We start from the raw sequence: 23558 nt of genomic DNA, 5'->3' as shown, positions 1-23558 counted from the left end.
TCGTTTCGGTATCCAGTTTTCAAGGATCAAGTGATTCCGGATTGAACTCCGGAAGAAGATCATATCATGTTTCCGAGCGGCTTGGCTACAAGCAAGTTCTGGAAACCAATATGCCCTTTGAGAGCTTAAACTCTCAAAACTGAGCAACGAGTGAGCAACAGGCCTAAACCTGAGTTTTGGAAGCAAAGCTTCCGATTTGAATGTTCTCATTGCAGAGAACGATTCTCCATAGAAAGGAGGTGATCCAGCCGCACCTTCCGATACGGCTACCTTGTTACGACTTCACCCCAATCATCTACCCCACCTTCGGCGGCTGGCCCCCTTGCGGGTTACCCCACCGACTTCGGGTGTTGTAAACTCTCGTGGTGTGACGGGCGGTGTGTACAAGACCCGGGAACGTATTCACCGCGGCATGCTGATCCGCGATTACTAGCAATTCCGACTTCATGCAGGCGAGTTGCAGCCTGCAATCCGAACTGAGACCGGCTTTGCTGGGATTGGCTCCACCTCGCGGCTTCGCTTCCCGTTGTACCGGCCATTGTAGTACGTGTGTAGCCCAGGTCATAAGGGGCATGATGATTTGACGTCATCCCCACCTTCCTCCGGTTTGTCACCGGCAGTCACTCTAGAGTGCCCAGCCTTACCTGCTGGCAACTAAAGTCAAGGGTTGCGCTCGTTGCGGGACTTAACCCAACATCTCACGACACGAGCTGACGACAACCATGCACCACCTGTCTCAACTTTCCCCGAAGGGCACCTGATGCATCTCTGCTTCGTTAGTTGGATGTCAAGACCTGGTAAGGTTCTTCGCGTTGCTTCGAATTAAACCACATACTCCACTGCTTGTGCGGGTCCCCGTCAATTCCTTTGAGTTTCAGTCTTGCGACCGTACTCCCCAGGCGGAGTGCTTACTGTGTTAACTTCGGCACCAAGGGTATCGAAACCCCTAACACCTAGCACTCATCGTTTACGGCGTGGACTACCAGGGTATCTAATCCTGTTTGCTCCCCACGCTTTCGCGCCTCAGCGTCAGTTACAGCCCAGAAAGTCGCCTTCGCCACTGGTGTTCCTCCACATCTCTACGCATTTCACCGCTACACGTGGAATTCCACTTTCCTCTTCTGTACTCAAGCTGCCCAGTTTCCAGTGCGACCCCAGGTTGAGCCCAAGGTTTAAACACCAGACTTAAGCAGCCGCCTGCGCGCGCTTTACGCCCAATAATTCCGGACAACGCTTGCCCCCTACGTATTACCGCGGCTGCTGGCACGTAGTTAGCCGGGGCTTTCTTCTCAGGTACCGTCACTCCGGCAGCAGTTACTCTACCGGACGTTCTTCCCTGGCAACAGAGCTTTACGATCCGAAAACCTTCATCACTCACGCGGCGTTGCTCCGTCAGGCTTTCGCCCATTGCGGAAGATTCCCTACTGCTGCCTCCCGTAGGAGTCTGGGCCGTGTCTCAGTCCCAGTGTGGCCGTTCACCCTCTCAGGTCGGCTACGCATCGTCGCCTTGGTGGGCCGTTACCCCACCAACTAGCTAATGCGCCGCAGGCCCATCCTCTAGCAGCAGATTGCTCCGCCTTTCATCCCAAACCCAGGAGGGTCAAGGAATTATCCGGTATTAGCTACCGTTTCCGGTAGTTATCCCAGTCTAGAGGGTAGGTTGCCTACGTGTTACTCACCCGTCCGCCGCTAAGTTTACCCCGAAGGATAAACTCCGCTCGACTTGCATGTATTAGGCACGCCGCCAGCGTTCGTCCTGAGCCAGGATCAAACTCTCCAATAAGGTTTTTTCGAGCGGCTACTTCCCTGAATTGCTTCAAGAAAATAACCATCCGAAATGTTATTAAAAGAGCGATAGCTCATTTTGAAACATCTGACGAGAATTTGCATTCTCTCGATGAAATTTCTAAAGCGTGAAACACGCTGTGAAACTCATCTGTTTTGGATCTCACTTGTGTGAAATCCCACTCACTCGTTGTTCAGTTTTCAAAGATCAAACTCGTTGTCGGTGATGATTATCTCGTCACCAGCAACTCTTATAATATATCACGTTCGGCCGATTAATGCAAGCTCTTTTTTTAATTTCTTTTCGAGCTCGGCATTTAACTTTCATGGCCGGAATAAGAATATACCATGTACAGAGATTCATTGCAAGCATTATTTTTCAATTCACTCTATTCCCCGGCAGGTTCGCTATTTTTGTTCTGCTATAAAACTTATCCTAATCACCAGCGTCTAGACTGTAGGATGTCCAAGCTCCGATTATTTATGTCTGCTTCCGAAAGAGGTGCCCGCTTATGAAGACCCTTCACGACCTCTAGCTTCCCTTCTTAATAAGGAGGTTAGAGTCACAATGAGCCGAAGTGTAAAGAAACATCCGGTATGGAATGATCAATGCTCCCCCGGTTCGGTCTGGGCTAAAAGACAGGCGAGCAAAGCAGTCCGCCGCTACACATGCGAAACCTCTAATGGCAAATGGTACAGAAAAGTCTACTGCCCTTGGAATATCCGCGATTACAGTTTCTACAAAACGAAGCAGCAGGCGATTCGCGATTGGGAAACGTCTGACTGGGATCGACATAGAAATCCCACGCTCACTAAGGCTGTTATGGACTGGTATAAAATGTACTAAAGAAAGTAGTAGTGGGGATTCAATTCACCGGTTTGCGGGAGAATCCGAAGTAGATGAGTAGAATGGTTACTAAAGATCCCCCGGCAGGGAAGCGCCGGGGGATCTTTTGACATATAAGGTTAAGCTCCTAAATGAATCCCGAACGTGGCAATCTCGCAAGGTCCAAGCTCCAGCAGATGCCGGGCATCACCGGAATCCGGCAATGGAGCCGTACTTTCTTCCAGAATGCCTGTGCGGTACAGATGTTCATGAGGCAGCCCCAGTTGTACATCCAGCTGTGCCTGTGAGCCGCTCATGTTATACCAGCGCAGCAGGAGGTCTCCGGTGGTCGCATTCATTTTCATAGAAGAAAATGCGGCTTCTGCGCCTTTCCAGCTCAGTGGTGAATAACCCGAAGCAATGGTGCCGGAGTGGATATCCGTCTGGAAAATAGTCCACGGAGCCTGAAACTGGTACGCCTGAGCATATGCACCTGAAGCAATACCGTCTCCAGTATGCGGAATCAGCATTAGCTGTACGGTATGCTCACCGAGGCATTGTGCCTCCGGTGTCGGGAACCAGCCCCAGTCGCCCAGTTCGCCTACGCTGCGAAGCAGGGTAACGGCAATTGTATTACGTCCGTCACGCAGCACTTCATATTCGTTCAGGCCGAGATTGGCTACAGTCATGCCAGCCTCAGCAGTGCTCACATCCACAAAAGACTGCTGATGCTGGGTATTGCTCGGATTCTGCCATTCTGCCGCTGGCTCGTTGTCCCGTGTGGCAATTTCGAACATGGAGTCGGCGTGATGCACCGCAGTCTGCAAATCCGTAGGGAACAGCATACGCACACGGTGATCCTTCGCGGTATTGTTGATGGTGGATTCAATATGCAGCCCTTTGCCTTCACGTTCCAGCGAAATCACCGTACGAAGCTGCAAAATCACCGTCCCGGTGCTGCGCTGTGCCTTGCGCTCCGGATAATAGACCAGCGCCCGCTGTTCTTCGTTCAATCCGGCGTCTGCTGAAGCGGGAATCTCCCAGGCATGTGTAATCTCAATAGCCGCACGAAAAGGGGTATCTTCCAGAACAGCAACCGCTGCATCCAGGCCTTTGGTTGTCAAAGGAAGCTCGCCATCCGGCTGTCTATACATATATTCGTTGCCGATGTCTCCGGTATTCTCATAGATGCCAAGATCACGGTATACCGCTCCGCTTTGCTTGTGATGCAGGCTGAAGGAGCCGTCTGCGGCGACTTCAACACGGACTGCTGCATTTTCCAGCACATGCCCGCCGCTCAAAAGCGAAGGCTCAGCCGGAGCTGCTGCCGCTTGCTGTGTGGTCCAGGCATAGGCGCGAAGTCCAAGCGCCGGAACTTCAGCCGCCTCAAAGGTAAGCTTGACTCTGCGGCACATGAAAGGCTGGCGGAACTTGTCGTCCGGCAGATCATAGCCGAATTCAAGACCCAGATCCTCCACGGTGCAGGCCAATGCCTTACCGCTGTCATCCAGCAATACCCGGCCGGAGAGATCGAATTCCTGCATTCTGCGGGAGGTCTCTTCCAGGCCGTAGCCTTCACGCAGGTACAAGCGGGCGGCATCGAGTTCAATGCTGACAGTGCCCGTGCGGCTCCAGCCTGTAGTGTTCATCACCACAAAAGGAACAGCTTCCGCAGCGCCCGCAAAAACAGAGGTATCTACAGCCCCGGCGATAAATCTGGCGCTGTCTTCAATGATGCTTTCTGCTACGTGGCGGCTTTTATCAAAACGGGTCACCATCTCGCGGTGCACCTCGTCCACACTGCAGCCGCAGATGCTGTCATGCGGATGGTTCTGCATCAGCGTCTTCCAGGCGTAGGTAAACAGATGATGCGGGTATTCTTTGCCGGCAAGCCCCGCGATGGACGCCAGCGGCTCGGCTACTTTTTCAAGCAGGGCCTGGCCCTTCTGGTTCATCTGTTTCAAATACACACGGGCCGAAGCCGTATTGACAAGCGTCCCCCAGCCGTCGGTCCGCTGGCTCCGCAGCTCGCCTGTAACGGAGGACAGCTCCAGTGTGCCGGATTCCCCTCCCTTTTCCAGTTCAGCATTCAGCGCGTCCAGGTAATCCGGGAAGTTCGAATGAACGAACTCCACTCCCGGATAGAGCGCCTGTGCGGTGGCAATCGCCTCCGGCAAATCGAGCTGAAGCGGCTGATGGTCACAGCCATTCATGAACAGCAGCTCGCCTGTGGAAGCATATTTCTCGGCATCTGCCAGCTTCCGGTCCCAAAACTCCCGCGCAGCAGCTTCGTCCACCGGTACTTCATTGCCGTTGGAATACCAGTTGGCGAAGAGGATACCAAGAATACGGGAGCCGTCCGGCCCTTCCCAGATCAGCTCGGAGAACGAAGACTCGTAGCCGCCGTCCGATACGGTATTATTAAAGCCGGTAGGCTTCACGCCTCTGCCGAAGAAGGCATTGCGGATGCCGGATTGGAGCATGAGCTGCGGCGTCTGGCCGACGAGGCCGAAGGTATCGGGGAAGTAGCCGATTTTGGACGGCTCGCCGTATTTCAGAGCATCCTGATGGCCGATCTGCATATTGCGCACATTAGCCTCACCGCTCGTAAGAAAAGCATCCTGCAGAATGTACCAAGGGCCAATCAGAATCCGTCCGGCCCGGATGTGCTGCTCCAGACGTTCTTTGTTCTCGGGGCGGACCTGGAGGTAATCCTCCAGAATAATCGTCTGGCCATCCAGATAAAAGCTGCGGAAGGCTGTACTGCTGTCTAATTTATCGAGTAACGCATCCACCAGCTGGACCAGACGGACATGATGCTTCTCGTAAGGCAGATACCATTCCCGGTCCCAGTGGGTGTGGGAAACGATATGTGCGGTTTTTTTCTTCGTCATGAGTCCCATCTCTCCCCTTAAATCTTGCTCAATATGTTGTAACCGCAGTTTCTTCCGCCCTGTACACAGAAGTCAGCTGCCCTTGCTTATCTGCCGCAAACAGTACGGAACGTTCTTTCTCAAGCCGGAAGCTGTAGCTTACCCCAGTCTGTCGGTCTTTGACTTCAATGTCCGCGTCCCAAGCGTATTCCGATACAAAAATGTAAAGCGCTCCTCCGGCAAAATCCAGCTTGCGCCCGTAGACGCCCGGCAAATCGCCCCCGCTGATCCATTCCAGTCCGGCAGAAACGGCTGAGCGTTCCGCCGCATAGCGGTAAAGCTCGGCGATGGGTTCGTTGCGTTCATTCAGTTCCAGCGGAAGCGGGCACCAGATAAGGCGTCCCTTCCCCAGAGGGAGGTCCATTACGGTGTCTCCGGGCTCTGCCGGATGGGCGGCGGCGGTATCCCGCACTTGTACTTCTTTTACCAGCTCAGCAATCCGGCGCTGCCCGTAGGAAACGGCAAAGGTTCTGCCGCCAAGCTTCATACGTTCCTCGCGCCGCACATTGCTCAGTTCACGCGCGCCAAGAAGCTCCACAAGACGTTCGGACGGCTGCCAGTAAGCGTCGAGGCCCAGCGTCCCCGTCACCAAAAGCACTGCACCAGTGCGTTCCACAAATGCAATCAGTTTGTCCATCGCGCCGTCATCCAGATTATGTGCACTCGGCAGCAAAATCAGCTTGGGCGGCTGGGCTTCCAGCGCTTCCAGGCCATATTCCGAAACTCCACGGAACGGCAGGCGCAGCTGGTAGGACAGAATGCGTGTCAGCCGGGTGGTGGCGTCATAGGCGAGCTTACGGTTGGAGAAATCGTTGGAATACGGGAAAATAACGGCGATATCCTCAAGCTTCCGCCCCGCAAACAAATCCCCGGCTTCCGCTATGAAACGTCCGAAATCATACGAGACATCCGCCTCCGGCTTCTCGGTGCCATCCGCGCGCAGTGCGCCAATCTGCGATTCATTGGCATTATCCATATAAAAGTTGGTGTTCCAGATCCACTGAACCGCTCCCGCTCCACCTGCAGCAAAGGCATAGGCATATTTGCGTTCCAGGATGGAGCGCAGCTCTTCCTCGGTTCTTTTGGCGCGTCCGTCGGGGGTTTCGACATACATAATTCCGGTTTCCTGCACCAGGTTCGGTTTGTTCTCTGTTTTGGCAAAGATTCCGCTCCACAGCAGATTGTCGTTCAGCCACCAGCTATGGACAGTTGTGTAATCTACGGCCTCTTCGTAAAAGAACGGCGATGGTCTTTGCGCGCCCAGCGCTTCGTCCTGGCCTACGGTCACCAGCTGCGCGGGGTTGAGCTCTTTGATTGCTCCATATAACTCCTTGGCCCAAACGTTATGCATGTCCATGGAAAACAGGCAGTAATCGAGCCAGCGGGTTCCGCGTTTGCCGGAATGAATATCCTGGATGCTGAAGTTGATTTCTGCTTGTTCCGGGGGGCGTGCCGATGCAAAATCGGGCAGCTCCAGCGGTGTCATGTTCCAGCGCTCCTGAAGAACGGCGATGCTGCCATGACGCTGCTCCAGCCAGGCGGAAAAGGCCTGCTGTTCATAGCTGTCACCCGCAGTGCTCGGTCCGTCCGAGAAGATGCGCGGCGGATCGAACATGGACGGCTCATTAATTAGGTCCCAATCCACATGGGTAGTGTGAACATGCCGGGCAACAATGGAGCGGATAAACCGTTTTTGGGCCTCTACACTGCGCGGGTCAAGATAAGGATTGCGCCCCTCCCAGGTTTCCGGTGTGAAGGAGAAGAAGGTAAAGGTCACCTGGAGGCCGTGTTTTTTGGCTGTCTGCAGAAAAGCATCAATGGCCCGCATCACCTCTTCGGAGGCATGGCCGTCAACCTGCATGATATTGCGGTAAGCGGTCCAGATGCCGGTGCGGATCCAGTTGATCCCGGCCTTCTTCATCTGGGCCATATCGCGGTTCCATACGGCTGCGTTCGGCAGGAAAAGAAACTTCCGGGCCACATCCGAAGTCATATAAGTCATGCCTACGACTGGCAGCGGACGCCCATTTTTCTGGAAGTAGTCCCTCCCGGCTGTGATAGGCTCGCCTTGCGCAAGCAGTGCGGCATCATAACCCCAGAAGCCCTGGCGCAGCACGCGCTGCTCGCCGTCCTCCGCCTCGGCATGGCAGACCAGATCATACAGGCCCGGTTCAAGCTCTACGGGGATTGGCAGACGGAAAAAGTTCATTTCCGTGCCGGCCATGATCGCGCAGCTGTGCCGGAAGCAAGGGGACGCCGCTCCGTCCTTCTGCAAGGTAAACTGAAGCTGCCAGCTTTCCTGTCCCGCACCGGTGCGGCTCAACTGCTGGCTTTGCAGGGTGACAATTGGCCGCTCGCCCTGCTCATAGGAGGCGTAGTTGGGCTTCAGCCACAGCTCGGTGACGCCTTTGGCGGCAAAGGCCGCGCAGGCCGCGAGCAGCTTCAGGCCTTCGTCCCCGCAGTGTTCAGCCGTAAGCTTCTGGCCGATGAAGATCCAGCGCGCTCCGGCGAAGGGGCCGCCGACATGCTCCCACAGCACAGCGGGAGCAGATACCTCACGGCCATCCGCCGAGATGCCCTTCAGCAGCGGATAGATCCGGGTATCCATGGGGCCGCTTGCGCCCATTTGCTCCGGCAGATCGCTGCTCTTGGTCACGTGCGGCACCAGATTCCAGGTGTCCGCGGGTGCGAGCAGCCCCTCGCGGCCTGCGAACAGAGGAATGTCCGCAAGGGCGGCGTGAGACTGGACACGCCCGCCGTCCACCCGCAGCGCTTCATGAATATGAAGCTGCCGGTGGTAGGCGGTCTGCTCGGCTTCCGCCTGCCAGACGCCATTACGCAGACGCACCGGAACCTTGAACGGTGCGCCGCCGATGCTCAGCAGCCCGCCGCCGCGCTGAAGGTAGGCCAGGATGGAGCTCCAGGCCTCCTTCGGGAAATAGGGAGCGTGCAGGTTGATGAAACATGCGCCAGGCCCGGCGGCATCCAATGCCGCTGCCAGCTGCTCCGCATCGGCAATACGCACAGAACGGGCACCTGGGGCGTTGACGGCGGCATGCTGTAATCCGCCAAGGCGCTGAGCCTGTTCCTGAATCTGTCCGGCTGCTGCACAATAGCCGGGGAACAACCGGTCGCTGAACAGAATCACATTGCCCGCACTCACAGCTGGCCATCCTTCATCATCCGGTACACCAGCTGGGAGAACAGGCTGTTTGACCAGGCGAACCAGCTGCGGGTGAACACGGACGGGTCATCGGCATGGAAGCCTTCGTGCATGAAGCCGGTATCCGCGTCTGTGTTTTCCAGCAGGGCGACCAGCTCCAGCTTTTCCTCTACAGATTGCGCGGTAATTCCCTGCATGGACAGGGCCATATGCCAGATATAATCCTTCGGTGTATGCGGGCTGCCAATGCCTTTGGCTGCTGTTCCTTCATAATAGAAAGGATTTTCTTTACTGAGCGCAAACCGTCTGGTGTTCTGATAAATCGGATCATCGGCCGTGGTATAGCCCAGATACGGAATGGAGATCAGCCCGGGGGTTCCGGCATCATCCATCAGGCAGTAGTTGCCGAAGCCGTCTGTCTCATAGGCATAAATCGGCCCAAACTCAGGGTGGCGGTAAATTCCGTACAGCTTGATCCCGTAGTCGACCTCGAATTCCAGCTCTTTCAGTTCCGCCAGCAGATCCATGTCCCGGAACACCCACTCGGCGAACTCCTGCATCTGGCGCAGGGCTACAACAGCAAACATATTGCCGGGGATGTTGTAGTGGAAATCGCAGGCATCATCGCTGGAGCGGAAGCCGGACCAGATCATTCCTGTATAGTTCACCGGCATGCCGAGTCCGCTATTGCGCAGCGAGTCTTCAGGAATGCCGTTGTTGCGGGTAAAGCGGTAAGGCGACTGCTCGAAGTGGCGCTGCTCTCTGCGGAACAAATCAATAATCGTACGCAGAGCAGACTTGAACTCCGCATTGAAGAAATCGGTAACACCGGTTTCCTTCCAGTAGGTATAGGCCAGCCGCACTACGAAGCAAAGCGAGTCAATTTCGAATTTCCGCTCCCAGACCCACGGGGACATCTCCGTGACATCGGTGGTGTTCCAGTGCCAGTCATTGGCCGACTCATTAAAAGCATTGGCGTAAGGGTCAATGTGGATGTACTGGATATGACGTTTGATCAGACCGCCGATGATGCGCTGGAGGTCCGGGTCATTTTTGGCCAAGGGAACATAATGAATGACCTGCTCCACAGAGTCGCGCAGCCAGGAAGCCGGGATATCTCCGGTAATGATAAAGGTCGTACCGTCATCAAGCAGCTTGGTGGTCGTCTCCAGAGTATTGGGAAAACAGTTTTTGAACAGCTGCAGCAGCTTCGGACGGTGGGCCAGCTTCTCTTCAGCTTCAGCCAGCACCTCCTGTACGGCTTGCGGCAGCGTAAGCTCCGGCATTGGGATTTTCGGTAGTCTGAATTGTTCCAAGGAAGGTACACTCCTTATGTTCATGTAGGTAGAATAGTCATGTGTAAACTTTACAAACCGGGGAGCCAAGACAGATCAACTGACACGTTCTATGGACCCCGGCTTAAAGTTTGTTTGCAGGTGCAGGTGCAGCTGGAGTTACAGTTACAGTTGCGGTGGCAGCTACGTTTCAGGTGCAGGTACAGCTGGAGTTACAGTTACAGTTGCGGTGGCAGCTACAAATGCGGTTGCGGTTCAGCTACCGTTACGGCTGCGGTGGCAGCTACAATGCGGTTGCGGTTCAGCTACGGTTACGGTTGCGGTGGCAGCTACGAATGCGTTGTGGTTCAGCTACGGTTACGGTTGCGGTGGCAGCTACGAATGCGGTTGCGGTTCAGCTACCCGTACGGCTGCGGCTGCGGCTACAGCTACGGTTGCGGTTGCGGTTGTGACTGCGACTGTCGTTAATCCGCTATGCTAAGTGGAAAAACTCCCACTATTTATTACCATTGGCCCCCCTATAAATGAATAGTGGGAAAAGTAAACTTAATCCGCCCTCCCAGGCTAATTAACAATCAATTTCACCGAATTAGGTGGAGTAATTCCCACTAATTGCTAGTGGGCAGCGGTTTTCGGGCAAAATAGATGGAGAAATTCCACTTAGCTACTTACGGGCACACTTGTAGGCACACTTGAGCACCTTATGGGCACACCTATAGGCACACTTAGCCACACTTAGGCACTCTTAGCCACTTATGGGCACACTTGGGCACCTTATGGGCACACTTGGGCACCTTATGGGCACACTTATAGCCACACTTATAGCCACACTTGGGCACCTTATGGGCAAGGCAATGTATGAGTTTACCGAATGTAAATAGTCTTGATCTCAAAAGGAGCGAAGTGAAGCGCAAACTCCCCTTCGTGGTGCAATACAGGCTCCAGTTCCGCTTCCAGAGCATTCGATATATAAATTTCGCTAAAAGGCTGATTCCAGGCCAGCTTCACGGTTTCGCGCCCGCCGGAGGATTCATAGAGCCGCAGAACAGTGCCGCGGCCATCCTCAGAAGGCTTCACTGTATCCAGCACAACATGCTGCCCGCCAAAGCCGATAAAAGCTCCCGTGGACGGCAGCTGTCCAGTCGTCTTCCCATCAGCGGCAATGGCCGGAACCTCATGATTCAGCTCTGCGGCCTTGCGCAGCGTATGCGCACTGCGCCAATCCCCGGTGTGAGGATAGAGTGCATACGTGAAGTCATGGGTACCCTGGTCCGCAACCTTATCCGGCCATTTCGGCGCACGCAGCAGAGACAGGCGGATGGTGCTGCCTTGAATATCGTAGCCGTATTTGCAGTCATTCAGCAGGCTGACGCCGTAGCCATGTTCGGATACATCGGCAAAACGGTGCCCGCAGACCTCATATTGCGCCTGCTCCCAGCTGGTATTGCGGTGCGTCGGACGCTCCAGCGCCCCAAAAGGAATCTCGTAGGTCGCTTTGTCTGCAACCACATCGACCGGAAATCCGACCTTCAGCAGCTTGTGGGCTTCGTTCCAGTCCACATGTGTTTTAAAATCGATCCGCCGGTCATGGGCATACAGGATCAAATCCTGTGTGATTTCAGATTGGCCCAGCTTCCAGCGGAATCTCAGCACATCCCGGACTTTGCCGGAGTGAAGCACGTATTTCTCCACCAGTTCTGCCTCACCGGCGGGCTGGGCTTCATAACGGCTGTCAATGTCCCAGGCATCCCAGAGCGTCGGACGGTCATGGAAGAAGTGGAACCGGTTGGCGCGACCGCCCGGCTGCACGAATTCACGGCCTGCCGATTTGTCGAACAGGCTGGTAATTTCGCCCCGTTCATTGAAGGCAAGACGGTAGTGCGGCGTTTCCCAGCTGTCGTTCAGCTTCATTCTTTCCGGCATGCTGCCCGTCACAGCCACATCGACTTGTCTAAGCCATACCGTCTTATAACCAAAACCCGGAATGGACGGGACATGAATGTAAGCAGTGATTTGGCCTGTAGCTCGTTCTGTGGCTTGTTCTGCACCTTGTTCTGTAGCTCGTTCTGTAGATTGTTCTATAAATTGTTCTGTTGCTTGTTCTTCACCTTGCTCTGCCGCTTCATCCGCAGCGGACAGACCGGCAGCAAGATCCAGATGCAGCGGGCTCCCAGCCTCGTCATAAGCCGCCCAAGTCCGGCCTCCCGGCAAGTGAATCGGGACTACGGCATCCCGTTCCCAGCTAAGGCTGTTGAACAGCACGTAAGGTATACCTTCGCCTGCTGCTGCCACTTGGGCTGCCAAGGCTTCCAGCCCCGGCTGGAGCGACGATTCCCCAAGGGCGAAGACCTCGCGGTATTCCTTCTCTGAGGTTTCATAGGCTTCGGTGATGGCCGAGCCGGGAATAATGTCGTGGAACTGGTTGAGCAGCACCAGCTTCCAGCCCTTATGCAGCTGTCCGGCAATGCTGCGCTGCAGCTCCGGCGCCATGGACGAAGCTGCCAGCGTCTGCCACAGCTCCGCCTCACGGTACAGAATCTCCGCCTTGCGGTTATTCCGTTTGTTGCGCCCGTGTGTGGTATAGGTGCCCCGGTGCAGCTCCAGGTACAAATCACCGCGCCATTCCGGCAGCTGCGGCTGCCGCTCCCCGATGCCGGAGAAGAACCCGGCAGCATTGCTGAACGTACTGGCGGGCTGGCCGACCATCAGCTCCGCACGGCGGATGTATTCCAGCATCTCGCGGGTCACCCCTCCGCCGCCGTCGCCATGGCCGTAGAGCAGCATCTGCTCGTTGTGGATATTCTTTTCACGGAAGGATTGCCAATGATCGTGGACATCCTTCGGCAGGGTATTCTCGTTCACCCCATGGTTGAGATAGGACAGCATCGAGGTACCGTCAATGCCGACCCAATGGAACAGATCGTAAGGGAACACATTGGTGTCGTTCCAGCCGAGCTTCGTGGTCATGAAATACCGCACGCCGCCATGCCGCAAGATCTGCGGAAGCGATGCGCAGTAGCCGAAGGTATCCGGCAGCCATTCAATGTCTGAGGTTTTGCCGAATTCCTCCAGGTAGAAACGCTGGCCGTAGAGCATCTGGCGCATCAGCGACTCACCGCTCGGAATGTTCAGATCCGGCTCCACCCACATGCCGCCGACCAGCTCCCAGCGGCCTTCGCGGATTCTCTCTTTGACCTTGGCGTACAGAACCGGATCGTTGTCCTTGAGATATTGGAACAGCTGCGGCTGGCTCTGGGCAAATTGATATTCCGGGTATTCCTCCATTAGGGCGTTCACGGTTGAGAAGGTGCGGCTGGTCTTCCGCACAGTCTCCCGTGCAGGCCACAGCCAGGCAATGTCGATATGCGACTGGCCGACCATATGAATGGTGCCTTCCGCGTTTCCGCCAATGCCTGCAATGTCTGTGCGCAGCTTCTTTTCAAGGGCGGTGACGGCACTCCCTTCACGGACGGCAGTCTCATCCACATTCAAAAATCCATCGATTACACGGTACAAGGCTTCAAGCATCCGGGTCCGGCGCATATCCGCTTCCGGCAGCAGAACGGCCGCATCGCGGACGATTACAGCGCTGTACATCAAGCTCTGTACCGCTTCATTCACCAGTACAAGCATTGTACGGATCGCCCGGACCGGCGGCTGGATCACCGCCTGCTGGTTCAGCGGATCCACCGGCTCCGGGATCGGATCGAACAATTCGATCTCCAGCTCCAGCGGTCTTCCGTCCGGGGATGGTTCAAGGGTCGCAAAGGTGTGGTTCCGGTCCAGTCCCTGGCGTGACTCTCCGTTCACCCGCAGCAGCCCCTCGCCTCCCGACTCAAAAATCAGGCCCGCCCGCTGACCGGCCCATTCCGCAGGTACCGCAAGTGTACGCCGAAAAAAATAAGTGGTTCCTTGAACGCTTGGAAACAGGGTGAAATCCCCGCCCTCGGTATACGGCCGCATTCCGTCATATTGCCCCGGCACGGTATACACCCCAGCCTGAATATCCCAACCCTCAAGCGTATGCTGTTCCAGCCATTGCCGCTCGGACAGCTCACGGATAAATCTTCTAATCCGTTCCATGTGTACCCTCCATGACATTCAAGTCTTGTTCCAGCACATCGTTAACATGGCTGCCCACCAGTATCTTAAAGGCTCCCGGTTCTACAACAGGCTGATAGTCCGGGCCGATATACTGCAGCTGCTCCGCGCCGATTTCGAATTCCACAATTTGCGCTTCGCCCGGAGACAGCGTGATTTTGCGGAAGCCCTTCAATTCCTTGGCGGGCCTTGTAACCTTGCTGGCAACATCTGAGATATACAGCTGAACTACTTCAGCTCCGGTAAGTTCACCTGTATTCTTCACCCGCACGGTTACCGTTGCGGTTTCATCCGCAGTGATTGCCTGCGGCTCTACCTTGAGATCAGAGTAGCTGAAGCTTGTATAGCTCAGTCCGAACCCGAACGGGTAACGCGGCTGCGAATCCGCTTCAAGATATCTTTTGCCGCGCGAACGCTTGCCGTTGTAGTACACCGGAAGCTGGCCTGCATCCTTTGGCCAGGAAACCGTCAGCCGGCCGGAAGGATTCACGTCCCCGAACAGAATATCCGCCACCGCATGGCCGCCCTCCTGACCAGGGTACCAGGCTTCCAGAATCGCGTGGGCATGTTCTTCAATCCATGGCTCGCTGACGGGACGGCCGTTGATATAGACCACGATCACCGGCTTGCCCAGCTTATGAATTTCCTGCGCCAGCTCCAGCTGCACCCCTGAAAGAGCCAGCGAGATCCGGTCAATGCCTTCCCCGCAGTCCATATCGCTCCAGGAATGCTCCGTCACCTTCGAGGCGCCGGTCTTCAGATCAATCGTGCCTTCGCCGAAATCCCGGGCGCTTGATCCGCCAAGCACCATCACCACGGTATCGGCCTGCTCTGCACAGGCGAGTGCTGCTTCGAAGCCTTCTCTGGAGTCGCCTTTGATCCGGCAGCCCGGGGCGTACAGCACCCGCTCCGCCCCCAGCTTGCTGCGCACACCGTCCAGCACGGTTACGATGCTGGAGCGCTGCTGCGGCGAGGTATAGTCGCCCAGCTGATTATAAGGCGAATCGGCGTTCGGCCCGATCACGGCAACCTTGCCGGAGCCGCCGATCCCGCTGTTACCTATGCCTCCTGCGCTGTCTGTGCCGCTGGAGCTGCTGGCGCTGTCGCCATTGCCGTTGCCGCCAGAGCCGCCGGATAGCGGCAGCGTGCCGCCCTCATTCTTCAGCAGAATGATGCTCTCAGCAGCCAGCCTGCGGGCAAGCTCCCGGTGCTTTACGCTGCCGATGAACTTCTCGGCCGCATCCGGATCGGCGTACGGCTGCTCGAACAGGCCAAGCTTGAACTTCAGCTCCAGCACCCGCTGCACGGCGCGGTCCAATATCCCCTCCGCGAGCTTGCCGGTGCGGACGGCATTCACCAGATGCTTGCCGAACATCGCGCCGGACATCTCCATATCAATGCCTGAAGAAATGGCCTGCACCGACGCATCCAGTCCATCCTCGGCTACATCATGGCCTGCGGCCAACATCTCAATCGCGCCGCAGTCGGTAATCACCAGGCCATTGAAGCCCCAGGCTCCACGGAGAATATCTTCCATGAGTGCAGTATTCGTCGTGCAGGGCACGCCGTCGATTTCATTGTAGGCCGGCATAATGGAAACTGCGCCCGCTTCAACCGCCTTCTTGAACGGCAGCAGATCGACTTCAAGCAGCTCACGCCAGCCCATATGCACCGGCCCGGCATTGCGGCCGCCCTCGGAGCTGCCGTAGCCGACGAAATGCTTCAGTGTTGCGCCTACACTCTCCTGACTGCTCAGTGATTCACCCTGCAGCCCCTCGACGGAGGCGACAGCCAGCTCGCTGATCAGATAGGCATCCTCGCCAAAGCACTCCTCCGTGCGGCCCCAACGGGGATCGCGCACGACATCAAGCACAGGCGAATAGGTCACTGTCCCGCCCTGGCTCCGCGTCTCCAGGGCCACCGCCCGGCACATTTCCCGGTACAGGTCCACATTCCATGCGCTTCCGAGCGACAGCGGAACCGGGAACACGGTAGCTCCAATCGCCATATGGCCGTGCGAGCATTCTTCTCCGATCAGGATCGGAATCCCCAGCCGGGAATTCTCGATGGCATAACGCTGAAGGGCGTTCACTGCCTCCGCCCCCTGGCGCGGGGACAACCCGCTGGCCAGCGTCACTCCGGTCCACGGATCGGCGCGAAGCATGCCATATAGCGAGCCGATGCCCGTCTCCGCCACCTGGCGTTTGAAATCTTCCGTCAGTGTAATTTCTCCATCTGTATGTTCATAGGCCTGCCAGCCGAAAGGCTGAACCAGCTGTGCGGCCTTTTCTTCCAAGGTCATCAGTCCCAGCAGATGCTCTGCCCGTTCTGCGGACGGTCTGCTTGGATCTTTATAGGTCATTCTCTGCACTCCCTCTCTCTCTGCTAACGTATTATTCCTTCACGGCTCCTACCGTAAGACCCTGGATGAAATAACGCTGGAAGAATGGATAGGCAAAAATAATCGGTCCGGTCGCCAGCACCACCATCGCCATCCGCGAGGTATCCTGCGGCATGGAGCGGAGCGCTTCCAGGCTGAGTGAGCTGTTGGTGGAGTTCTGCATAATAAACTGCATGCTGGTCTCAATCCGCATCAGCATGGACTGCAGCGGCACCAGATTCGGATCATCGATGTAGAGCAGCGCGTTGAACCAGTCATTCCAGTAGCCCAGCGTACTGAACAGGGCAATCGTGGCGAGACCCGGCAAGGAGAGCGGCAGCACCAGTGTCAGGAAAATGCGGAATTCACCCGCGCCGTCGATTTTACCGGATTCAATAAGGGCATCCGGAACGCTGGTGCTGTAGAAGGTCCGCAGGATCATAATGTAAAATGCGTTGACCGCCAGCGGCATCACGAGCGCCCAGATCGTATCCTTCAGGCCTAGAAACTGGGTGACAATGATATAGGTCGGAACGAGCCCGCCATTGAACAGCATGGTGAAAAAAGCAAAAAACGCAAAAAAATTGCGGTATCTGAAGCTTTTACGCGAAATGGCATAGGCATAAAAAGAAATAAACAGCAGGCTGATCAAGGTGCCGAGCAAGGTCACAAGGATGGTCACCCCGTAGGAACGCAGCAGCATATCCCCGGACTCGAATACATACCGGTACGCTGCCAGACTCCATTTGGCCGGAAACAGACTGTACCCGTCTCTCGCCAGCACCCCTTCATCCGTGAAGGAAATGATCACGACAAAGATAAAAGGAAATACGCACAGGAAAGCAAAAATACCGGCAAACAGATTAAACAGCACGTTCCAGGTTTTGGAGAGCTTATGGAAATCGCGTTCTTTTTTGACTAATATGGACATCTGGTTCACTCCTTTCGCCCCGACTAGAATAAGGCGCTGTCCTTATTGAATTTGCGCACGATATAGTTCGAGGTAATGACAAGCACGAAGCCGACCACGGATTGATACAGGCCCGCCGCAGTACTCATGCCAATCTCGCCTGTAGATTTGAGGCCTTGGTAGACATAGGTATCGATAACGTTCGTAACACTGTAGAGCGTCCCGGAGTTGCGGGGCACCTGATAGAACAAGCCGAAGTCGGCATAAAAGATTTTCCCGATAGCCAGCAGGGTCATAATCGTAATAATCGGGCTGAGCAGCGGCAGCGTGATATTCTTGATCTGCTGGAATTTGCCTGCACCGTCAATCATCGCCGCTTCATACAGCGATTTATCGATCCCCATAATAGCCGCCAGATAAACCACGCTGTTATAGCCCAGCGCCTTCCACAGATATACCAGGACGAGGATCACCGGCCAGTATTTTTTCTCGGAGTACCAATTAATCGGCTCTGCCCCAAAATAGCTCAGGATCTGGTTCAGCACACCGCTCTCGGAGCTGAGAAAGCTGAAGGCAAAGTAGCCGACCACAACCCAGGACAGAAAATACGGCAGGAACATGCCGGTCTGATAGACCTTCGCCAGCTTCTTGTTGGCAATCTCTGCGAGCACAATCGCCATCGCCACCGACAAAACCAACCCTAACAATATAAAGACTGCATTGTATAAAAGCGTGTTGCGGGTGATGACATACGCGTCATTCGTGGTGAACAGGAACTTGAAGTTGTCCCAGCCTACCCACTTGCTGTTGATAATACTGGCCCAGAAGCCGTCCCGGCTGTAGCGGTATTCTTTAAAAGCGATAACCGTCCCCACCATCGGCAGATAGGAAAAAAAGAGGAACCACAGCGCGCCCGGCAGAACCATGAGCAGCATAACTTTGTTATTGATGATATTTCGGATAAATCCGCCAATCATTTTCACGGGTGAGCCCTCCTAAACTGTAAAAGAAAAGACCGGGCAGAGGGCTTGGCACCCGCCCGATCTTCCTTAAAGGAATGAATTATTTGTTGTTTGCAGCTTTCCAGGCATCGATTTGAGTTTGTGCTTCTGCGATGATTTTATCGAGTCCGGCAGCTTTGAATTTCTCAATCGCTTTTGGCAGGTATTCGTTAGGATCTACGGTTCCCGTCATAAGCGGTGCCCAGAATTCTTCCTTCACGTTCTGCACAGCGGCAATTTCACTCGTTACCTTGGAGGTATCAAAGTTGAAGCCGAGCAGCGGAGCATTGATGCCCGCTTCGTTGAATTTCTTGAACTGCTCCCATTTGTCCGCAGGGTCGCCTTCGTTTAAGTAAGTGATCATGACATTGCCCAGGGAGAAGGTCGGCATGTCATAATTTTTGGCTTCCGGCAGGAACTTCACGGTGTTGTCGTTGACTTTTTCATAGTGCACACCTTCAATACCGGAATCGACCATGTTGCGCAGGACCGGATCAGTGTTCAGCAGGTTCAGGAATTCCATGGCTTTCTCCGGATGCTCGGAGTTGGCGGAAATGGCCTGCATCGATCCCATAACGGACCAGTTGTAAATATAGGATTTGCCTGCCGGCGAGGAGACTACAGGGTAGCCGTAGCTGGCTGACCAGAGATTGTCAGCCATTGGCTGTGTAGAGGCACGGTCCATGAACCATTTGCCCGATTTGTAAAGGTCATCCACGGAGGTAGTCGTCGCTACTTCTGATGACAGGTAACCTGCCTTGTAATATTTGTGTACGGTTTCAAGATTCGCTTTCAGCTCTGGAGTTTCCAGAATATTGACGATTTTATAGTCCTTGGTGTCCAGATAGACGGCCATCGGCATTTTTTCAATAATATAGTCAAACGGCATCACCGGCATAAAATCCTTCACCATCGCATATGGCGTGATGCCCGGTTCGTTTTCCTTGATGGTTTTGAGCATAGGCTCAATGCTTTCCATTGTGGTTGCGCTGCTGATGTCAAGCTTGTACTTGTCCACAAGCTCTTTGTTGAAGCGCCATACTTCCTGTGCCGGAAGCTCTTTGTTGGCAGGGATGGCGTAATTGTGGCCGTCTACCTTGGAGCCTTCCAGGAAGGCAGGGTCGATGGCATCCTTGATGCCTTTACCGTACTGGTCGATCAGGCTGTCAATTTCCAGAAAGGCGCCTTTGCGGGCATTTTGCACATAATCCAGGGCCCAGGAGCTTGTAAACATAATATCCATAGGCTCGCCGGAGGCTACCTTGACCTGCATTTTTTGCGAGTAATCGCCGAAGTCGATCATGTTGATTTTCAGGGTTGCATTGATTTTCTCTTTGGTATATTTGTTGATTTCGGCCACGACCGTATCCAGGTCCTTCTGCGGCGCACCGATGGTGTACCAAATCAGCTCTACCGGTTTCTCCGATTTCTCCCCGAGCCCGAAGCAGATTCATTGGTCCCGGCATTGTTGTTCGAGCCGCCGCATGCACTGAGCAGCACCGAGAATGCCATCATGGATGTTACTAACAGAGACAACCGTTTGCTTTTCTTGCTCATTCTTTATAACCTCCCCTTTTGTTCACCTCGAAACTGCAGGAATCTCCGAAGCCCTTGCCGGCCTCTGTCCTTTCAAGGATTATCTTAACTTTAGTTGATGTAAGCATTTTCAGACAGAAGCTAAACTAAATAAAATCATGTAGAAAATAAAGAAAAGAACTTGCCCGGCAGACAGCCGCTATACAAGTCCTTTGTATTCAGTGGGGGAAATTCCTACATATTTCTTGAACTGCTTATAGAAGTATCCCGTCTCCCAGTAACCCACATTTCTGGCGATTTCGTGGACCTTCGAGGAGGTTCCCCGCAGCTGTTCCTTGGCTTTCTCAATCCGGTAGCGGTTGATGTATTCCGTGAAGGTATCGCCCACCTCTTTGCTGAACAGCTGCCCCAGGTATACCGGGTGAATGTTGAATTGTGCTCCGAGCGTCTTCAGCGAAATATCCTCGGCGTAGGATTCATGGATGAAATTCAGCACCTGCTGCACGACCGGACTTTTCACATCGCGGATCAGCAGATCAATCGTAAGCGCAGCGGCTTCCTTCAGAATATGAATCCATTCATGAATCGAGGTCGTCTCACGGAGTCTGCGGAAGCCCTCCTGGTACAGCTCCGGCTCTTCACAGTGCCTGATTTCCTTCAATTGCATCTTGAAGCGGATCAACCATTCCATGGAGAAATCCTGCAGGATCTCCGGGGTGACACCTTCCATATGCCGGAGCTGCTCGAACCGCTCGTCAATCCGCTGCAGCAGCCCTTCCTTATCCTTGGCCAGAATCAGCTTCTGCACCTGCTCCCAGTTATGCGTAACCTCCCGCCCGGCAGCTTCACTGCGGCTCTCAATCTCCTCATAGCGGATCACGGTCCGCTCCGGAAAAAGCATGAAATATTCCTGGGCTTTCTTCGCCTGGACATAACTCTGTGCCGCTCCCCCTTCTGTCTCCACAACAGAACCCAGCGAGAAGCACAGCGGCTGAAAGGAAGACAACTGCTTCGCCAGCCGCCCATGGCAGCGGTCAACCTCCTCCTTGCCGCGCTGGTATTCACTTAAGCCATGCAGCAGCACCGTATTTCCTTCCATATCCTGAAAAAGAATGGTGGAGCTGCTGTCCACAAGCGCTTCCGAAACCGCCTTCAAAAACTCCCCGCCGGCAGCCCCCTTCCCCGGCCGCAGCAGTGCAACCAGCAGCAGCGGCTTGTCCAGCTGTATGCCAAGCAGCTCTGAGCGCTCCCGGAATTCATTCGCCCCAATCTGTTCCCGGAGCCAGCGGTGCATAATGTTGTCTCTTAATATAGAAATACTCTGCGCATTCAGCTCATCTTCCACTCTGCTCATATGAAGCTTCTCCACGGTATTGCTCAGTGTAGCCTTGAACTCCTCCAGATTGATCGGCTTGAGCAGATAATTTTCGATGCCGAGCGTCATTCCTTCCTTGAGATAGCCAAATTCATCATACCCGCTGAGGATAATCACCTTCATCCCCGGCTGCAGCTTGCGGACAGCACGGATCAGATCCAGCCCGTTCATCAGCGGCATGGAGATGTCGGTGATCAGAATATCCGCGCGGAGCGAGGTCAGAGCTTCCAGCGCTTCCTGCCCATTCTCCGCCCTGCCCACAATCTCCATGCCCATTCCGGCCCAATCGACAATATCATACAGACCCTCAATGATAAAGGGCTCATCATCTACTATGAATACCTTATACATAGGTTGGCTCCTCCTCACCCAGATCCGGGAAACATACAGTCACAGTCGTTCCCTTGCCTTCTTCACTATCAACCGCTAACCCGTGCGGTTCCCCATACAGCAGCTTCATCCTCTCATTAATGCTCCGCAGGCCAAAGGACTCTGAAGAGCTGTCCTTATCCACCAGATCGTGCTGAATCTGCTCCAGCCGCTCCTGCTTGATGCCACGGCCGTTATCAGTAACCACGGCGCGCAGAATCACACCTTCCTTCGCCAGATGAACCGAGATATGGTTGTCACTGCGGTCTGTCCGCATACCGTGAAGGATATAATTCTCAACAATAGGCTGGAGCGACATTTTTAGTACAACCCGTCCTTCCAGTTCCTTGGGGCAGTGCAGCTCATAAGAAAATTTGTCCTTATACCGGATGCGGAACAGCTCCAGATACAGCCGGCAGGCCTCCAGCTCGTCTTTCATAGTATGCTTCGCCTTTGGATGAACATAGCTTTTGAATAAAACGGATAAGCTGTAGATCATCTCTCCGACATCCGCCGCCCCCTGTGAAATAGCGCGCATACGGATAACTTCAAGTGTATTGTAGAGAAAATGCGGATTGACCCTGGCTTCAAGCGCCGAAATCTCGCTGTGCTTCTGCTTGATCTCCGCCTTAAACACCCTGTCGATGTACAGGTTCAGCTCGTCCAGCATATCGTTGAAGCTTTTGGAAATCTGGCCCAGCTCGTCTTCCTTCACATCCGCGATACGGGCATCGAGATCTCCGTTCTTTACCTTGCGGGTAAAGCGGATAATGTTATGCGCCCGGGTGGCAAAATTGCTGATGAACAGCGACGGGGTAATCACCGCGAACAGGATGCAGATCAGGCAAATGATCACAATCATGTTGCGCAGGCCTCTGTAAGTTGCGGCAAGCTCCCGCTCCGGCACCGCACTGAGCACGGTAAAACCGCCTTGCGTATGCGTCAGCTTCGTAATCAGCATGCCGTTCACTTTTTCACCATCCGCATAGATGGCTTCGATCTGCTCGGGATATGGATATTTCTTGCCATAGAATGTCCCGGAGCTGTCAAACAATACATCATTGTCCGCCGACAGCACGATAATATCGCCTTTGAAATCCTCCTTGTAATCCCCCATGCTCTTCCAGATATGATCTGCGTCGTAGAAGACCAGCAGCTGGCCGATATTGCGCAATGACTGCTTATCATTGATAGGCACACGGATGGAAAACATGGGGGAATCGGAGAGGGAGATGGTTTTGCGGACCCAGATATTCGGCAGCGTCACACTGCTGGCTTCCTCCAGGTACAACGCATCCGGCACCAGCGAATGCGCCGCGTTGGTGGAGATAATATTGAAATTCTCCCGGTCATTAAATACGTACAGCTGCTGTTTGACAGAACTGTAGAGCAGCAGCCTGCGGATATCGGGATCATCCTCCAGCTGGTTGCGGAAAAACTGTACGCTGTCCGTGGTAGTGCTCGTCTCATTAAGATACCGGTCGAGCCGGTAGGTGACATAATCCTGGTAGGGATGCTCCAGCAGGTAGGATGTATTGGCCGTGAGTTCACTGTCCCGGTACACATCGCGCATCATCGTCTGCACAGCATTGTATTTGCGCTGCATATAGTCATTTACGCTCTCCACGGTCCGTTTCTGGATTTCCAGCTGTCTTTGCACAACAGACTGCGACATCAGAAGGAACATCAGATAGGAGAAGGTAATTGTAGTAACCACAGCTATAATGGAGAAGATCAGGATGATCTTCATAAACAGATTGTTCTTCAAATGCTTTTTGTACCATTTCCCCGGGAACAGCATGATGTGTCTATTCCTCCTACTCATGCAGCCTCATGTTTAAATTCCAACACCTAAGCCCTATATTTTAACCAGATTGCAACATT

11 protein-coding genes, 1 rRNA gene and 1 pseudogene are annotated in these 23558 nt (G+C 54.4%); 2 read left to right on the top strand and 11 right to left on the bottom strand.

The annotated features are described in order from the left end of the window. Window positions 1–232: 232 nt before the first annotated feature. Window positions 233–1783 (bottom strand): 16S ribosomal RNA (locus JI735_RS13210). 570 nt (window positions 1784–2353) lie between these two features. On the opposite strand from JI735_RS13210, the gene JI735_RS13205 reads away from it, so the two are divergent. Then, window positions 2354–2632 carry a hypothetical protein gene (locus tag JI735_RS13205; protein WP_039838305.1) on the top strand — a complete coding sequence of 93 codons (279 nt, stop codon included), beginning with the start codon at window positions 2354–2356 and terminating at the stop codon, window positions 2630–2632. Between the two features lie 119 nt (window positions 2633–2751). On the opposite strand, the gene JI735_RS13200 is transcribed toward JI735_RS13205, so the two are convergent. Genes JI735_RS13200 through JI735_RS13190 form a run of 3 tightly spaced genes read right to left on the bottom strand, consistent with a single transcriptional unit; the run spans window position 2752 to window position 10023 of the window. Next, window positions 2752–5505, bottom strand: coding sequence for an alpha-mannosidase (locus JI735_RS13200; RefSeq protein ID WP_202677459.1), 2754 nt, complete (start codon window positions 5503–5505; stop codon window positions 2752–2754). A gap of 28 nt (window positions 5506–5533) precedes the next feature. Continuing rightward, complete coding sequence (locus JI735_RS13195) at window positions 5534–8707, bottom strand: alpha-amylase family protein (RefSeq protein WP_233476380.1); 3174 nt, start codon at window positions 8705–8707, stop codon at window positions 5534–5536. Continuing rightward, on the bottom strand, window positions 8704–10023 hold the full coding sequence (locus JI735_RS13190) for a glycoside hydrolase family 125 protein (protein ID WP_039838299.1): 1320 nt from the start codon (window positions 10021–10023) through the stop codon (window positions 8704–8706). The genes JI735_RS13195 and JI735_RS13190 overlap by 4 nt, the downstream gene beginning before the upstream one ends. A 208-nt stretch (window positions 10024–10231) precedes the next feature. Here JI735_RS13190 and JI735_RS13185 point away from each other — a divergent pair, with 208 nt between their 5' ends. Beyond that, on the top strand, window positions 10232–10483 hold the full coding sequence (locus JI735_RS13185; RefSeq protein ID WP_202677458.1) for a hypothetical protein: 252 nt from the start codon (window positions 10232–10234) through the stop codon (window positions 10481–10483). A 383-nt stretch (window positions 10484–10866) separates the two neighbouring features. Here JI735_RS13185 and JI735_RS13180 read toward each other — a convergent pair whose 3' ends face one another. The 7 genes and pseudogenes from JI735_RS13180 to JI735_RS13150 form a co-directional block, all read right to left on the bottom strand. Then, window positions 10867–14085, bottom strand: coding sequence for an alpha-mannosidase (locus JI735_RS13180; RefSeq protein ID WP_202677457.1), 3219 nt, complete (start codon window positions 14083–14085; stop codon window positions 10867–10869). Next, window positions 14072–16465, bottom strand: coding sequence for a glycoside hydrolase family 3 N-terminal domain-containing protein (locus JI735_RS13175; RefSeq protein ID WP_202677456.1), 2394 nt, complete (start codon window positions 16463–16465; stop codon window positions 14072–14074). The genes JI735_RS13180 and JI735_RS13175 overlap by 14 nt, the downstream gene beginning before the upstream one ends. Before the next feature lie 31 nt (window positions 16466–16496). Next, window positions 16497–17414, bottom strand: coding sequence for a carbohydrate ABC transporter permease (locus JI735_RS13170; RefSeq protein ID WP_039838289.1), 918 nt, complete (start codon window positions 17412–17414; stop codon window positions 16497–16499). Window positions 17415–17437: 23 nt separating this feature from the next. Next, window positions 17438–18370 carry an ABC transporter permease gene (locus tag JI735_RS13165; RefSeq protein ID WP_039838294.1) on the bottom strand — a complete coding sequence of 311 codons (933 nt, stop codon included), beginning with the start codon at window positions 18368–18370 and terminating at the stop codon, window positions 17438–17440. An 85-nt stretch (window positions 18371–18455) separates the two neighbouring features. After that, window positions 18456–19951 (bottom strand): annotated as a pseudogene (locus JI735_RS13160) (ABC transporter substrate-binding protein). 178 nt (window positions 19952–20129) lie between these two features. Next, window positions 20130–21656 (bottom strand): response regulator transcription factor, encoded by a 1527-nt coding sequence (locus tag JI735_RS13155; RefSeq protein WP_039838287.1) that lies wholly within the window; start codon window positions 21654–21656, stop codon window positions 20130–20132. Further along, window positions 21649–23475 (bottom strand): sensor histidine kinase, encoded by a 1827-nt coding sequence (locus tag JI735_RS13150; RefSeq protein ID WP_039838286.1) that lies wholly within the window; start codon window positions 23473–23475, stop codon window positions 21649–21651. Before JI735_RS13150 ends, JI735_RS13155 begins: the two co-directional genes overlap by 8 nt. Window positions 23476–23558: the final 83 nt, after the last annotated feature.

Source organism: Paenibacillus sonchi (genome assembly GCF_016772475.1).
Classification (GTDB): Bacteria; Bacillota; Bacilli; order Paenibacillales; family Paenibacillaceae; genus Paenibacillus_AQ; species Paenibacillus_AQ sonchi.
The sequence above is the reverse complement of the archived record's forward strand: the minus strand, read 5'-3'. Positions and strand labels throughout refer to the sequence as shown.

What these genes read in the sequence shown, in the direction of transcription:
- JI735_RS13170 (WP_039838289.1), bottom strand. Translation starts at nt 17,414, where the DNA reads ATGTCCATATTAGTCAAAAAAGAACGCGATTTCCATAAGCTCTCCAAA.
- JI735_RS13155 (WP_039838287.1), bottom strand. Translation starts at nt 21,656, where the DNA reads ATGTATAAGGTATTCATAGTAGATGATGAGCCCTTTATCATTGAGGGT.
- JI735_RS13200 (WP_202677459.1), bottom strand. Translation starts at nt 5,505, where the DNA reads ATGACGAAGAAAAAAACCGCACATATCGTTTCCCACACCCACTGGGAC.
- JI735_RS13205 (WP_039838305.1), top strand. Translation starts at nt 2,354, where the DNA reads ATGAGCCGAAGTGTAAAGAAACATCCGGTATGGAATGATCAATGCTCC.
- JI735_RS13180 (WP_202677457.1), bottom strand. Translation starts at nt 14,085, where the DNA reads ATGGAACGGATTAGAAGATTTATCCGTGAGCTGTCCGAGCGGCAATGG.
- JI735_RS13175 (WP_202677456.1), bottom strand. Translation starts at nt 16,465, where the DNA reads ATGACCTATAAAGATCCAAGCAGACCGTCCGCAGAACGGGCAGAGCAT.
- JI735_RS13150 (WP_039838286.1), bottom strand. Translation starts at nt 23,475, where the DNA reads ATGCTGTTCCCGGGGAAATGGTACAAAAAGCATTTGAAGAACAATCTG.
- JI735_RS13165 (WP_039838294.1), bottom strand. Translation starts at nt 18,370, where the DNA reads ATGATTGGCGGATTTATCCGAAATATCATCAATAACAAAGTTATGCTG.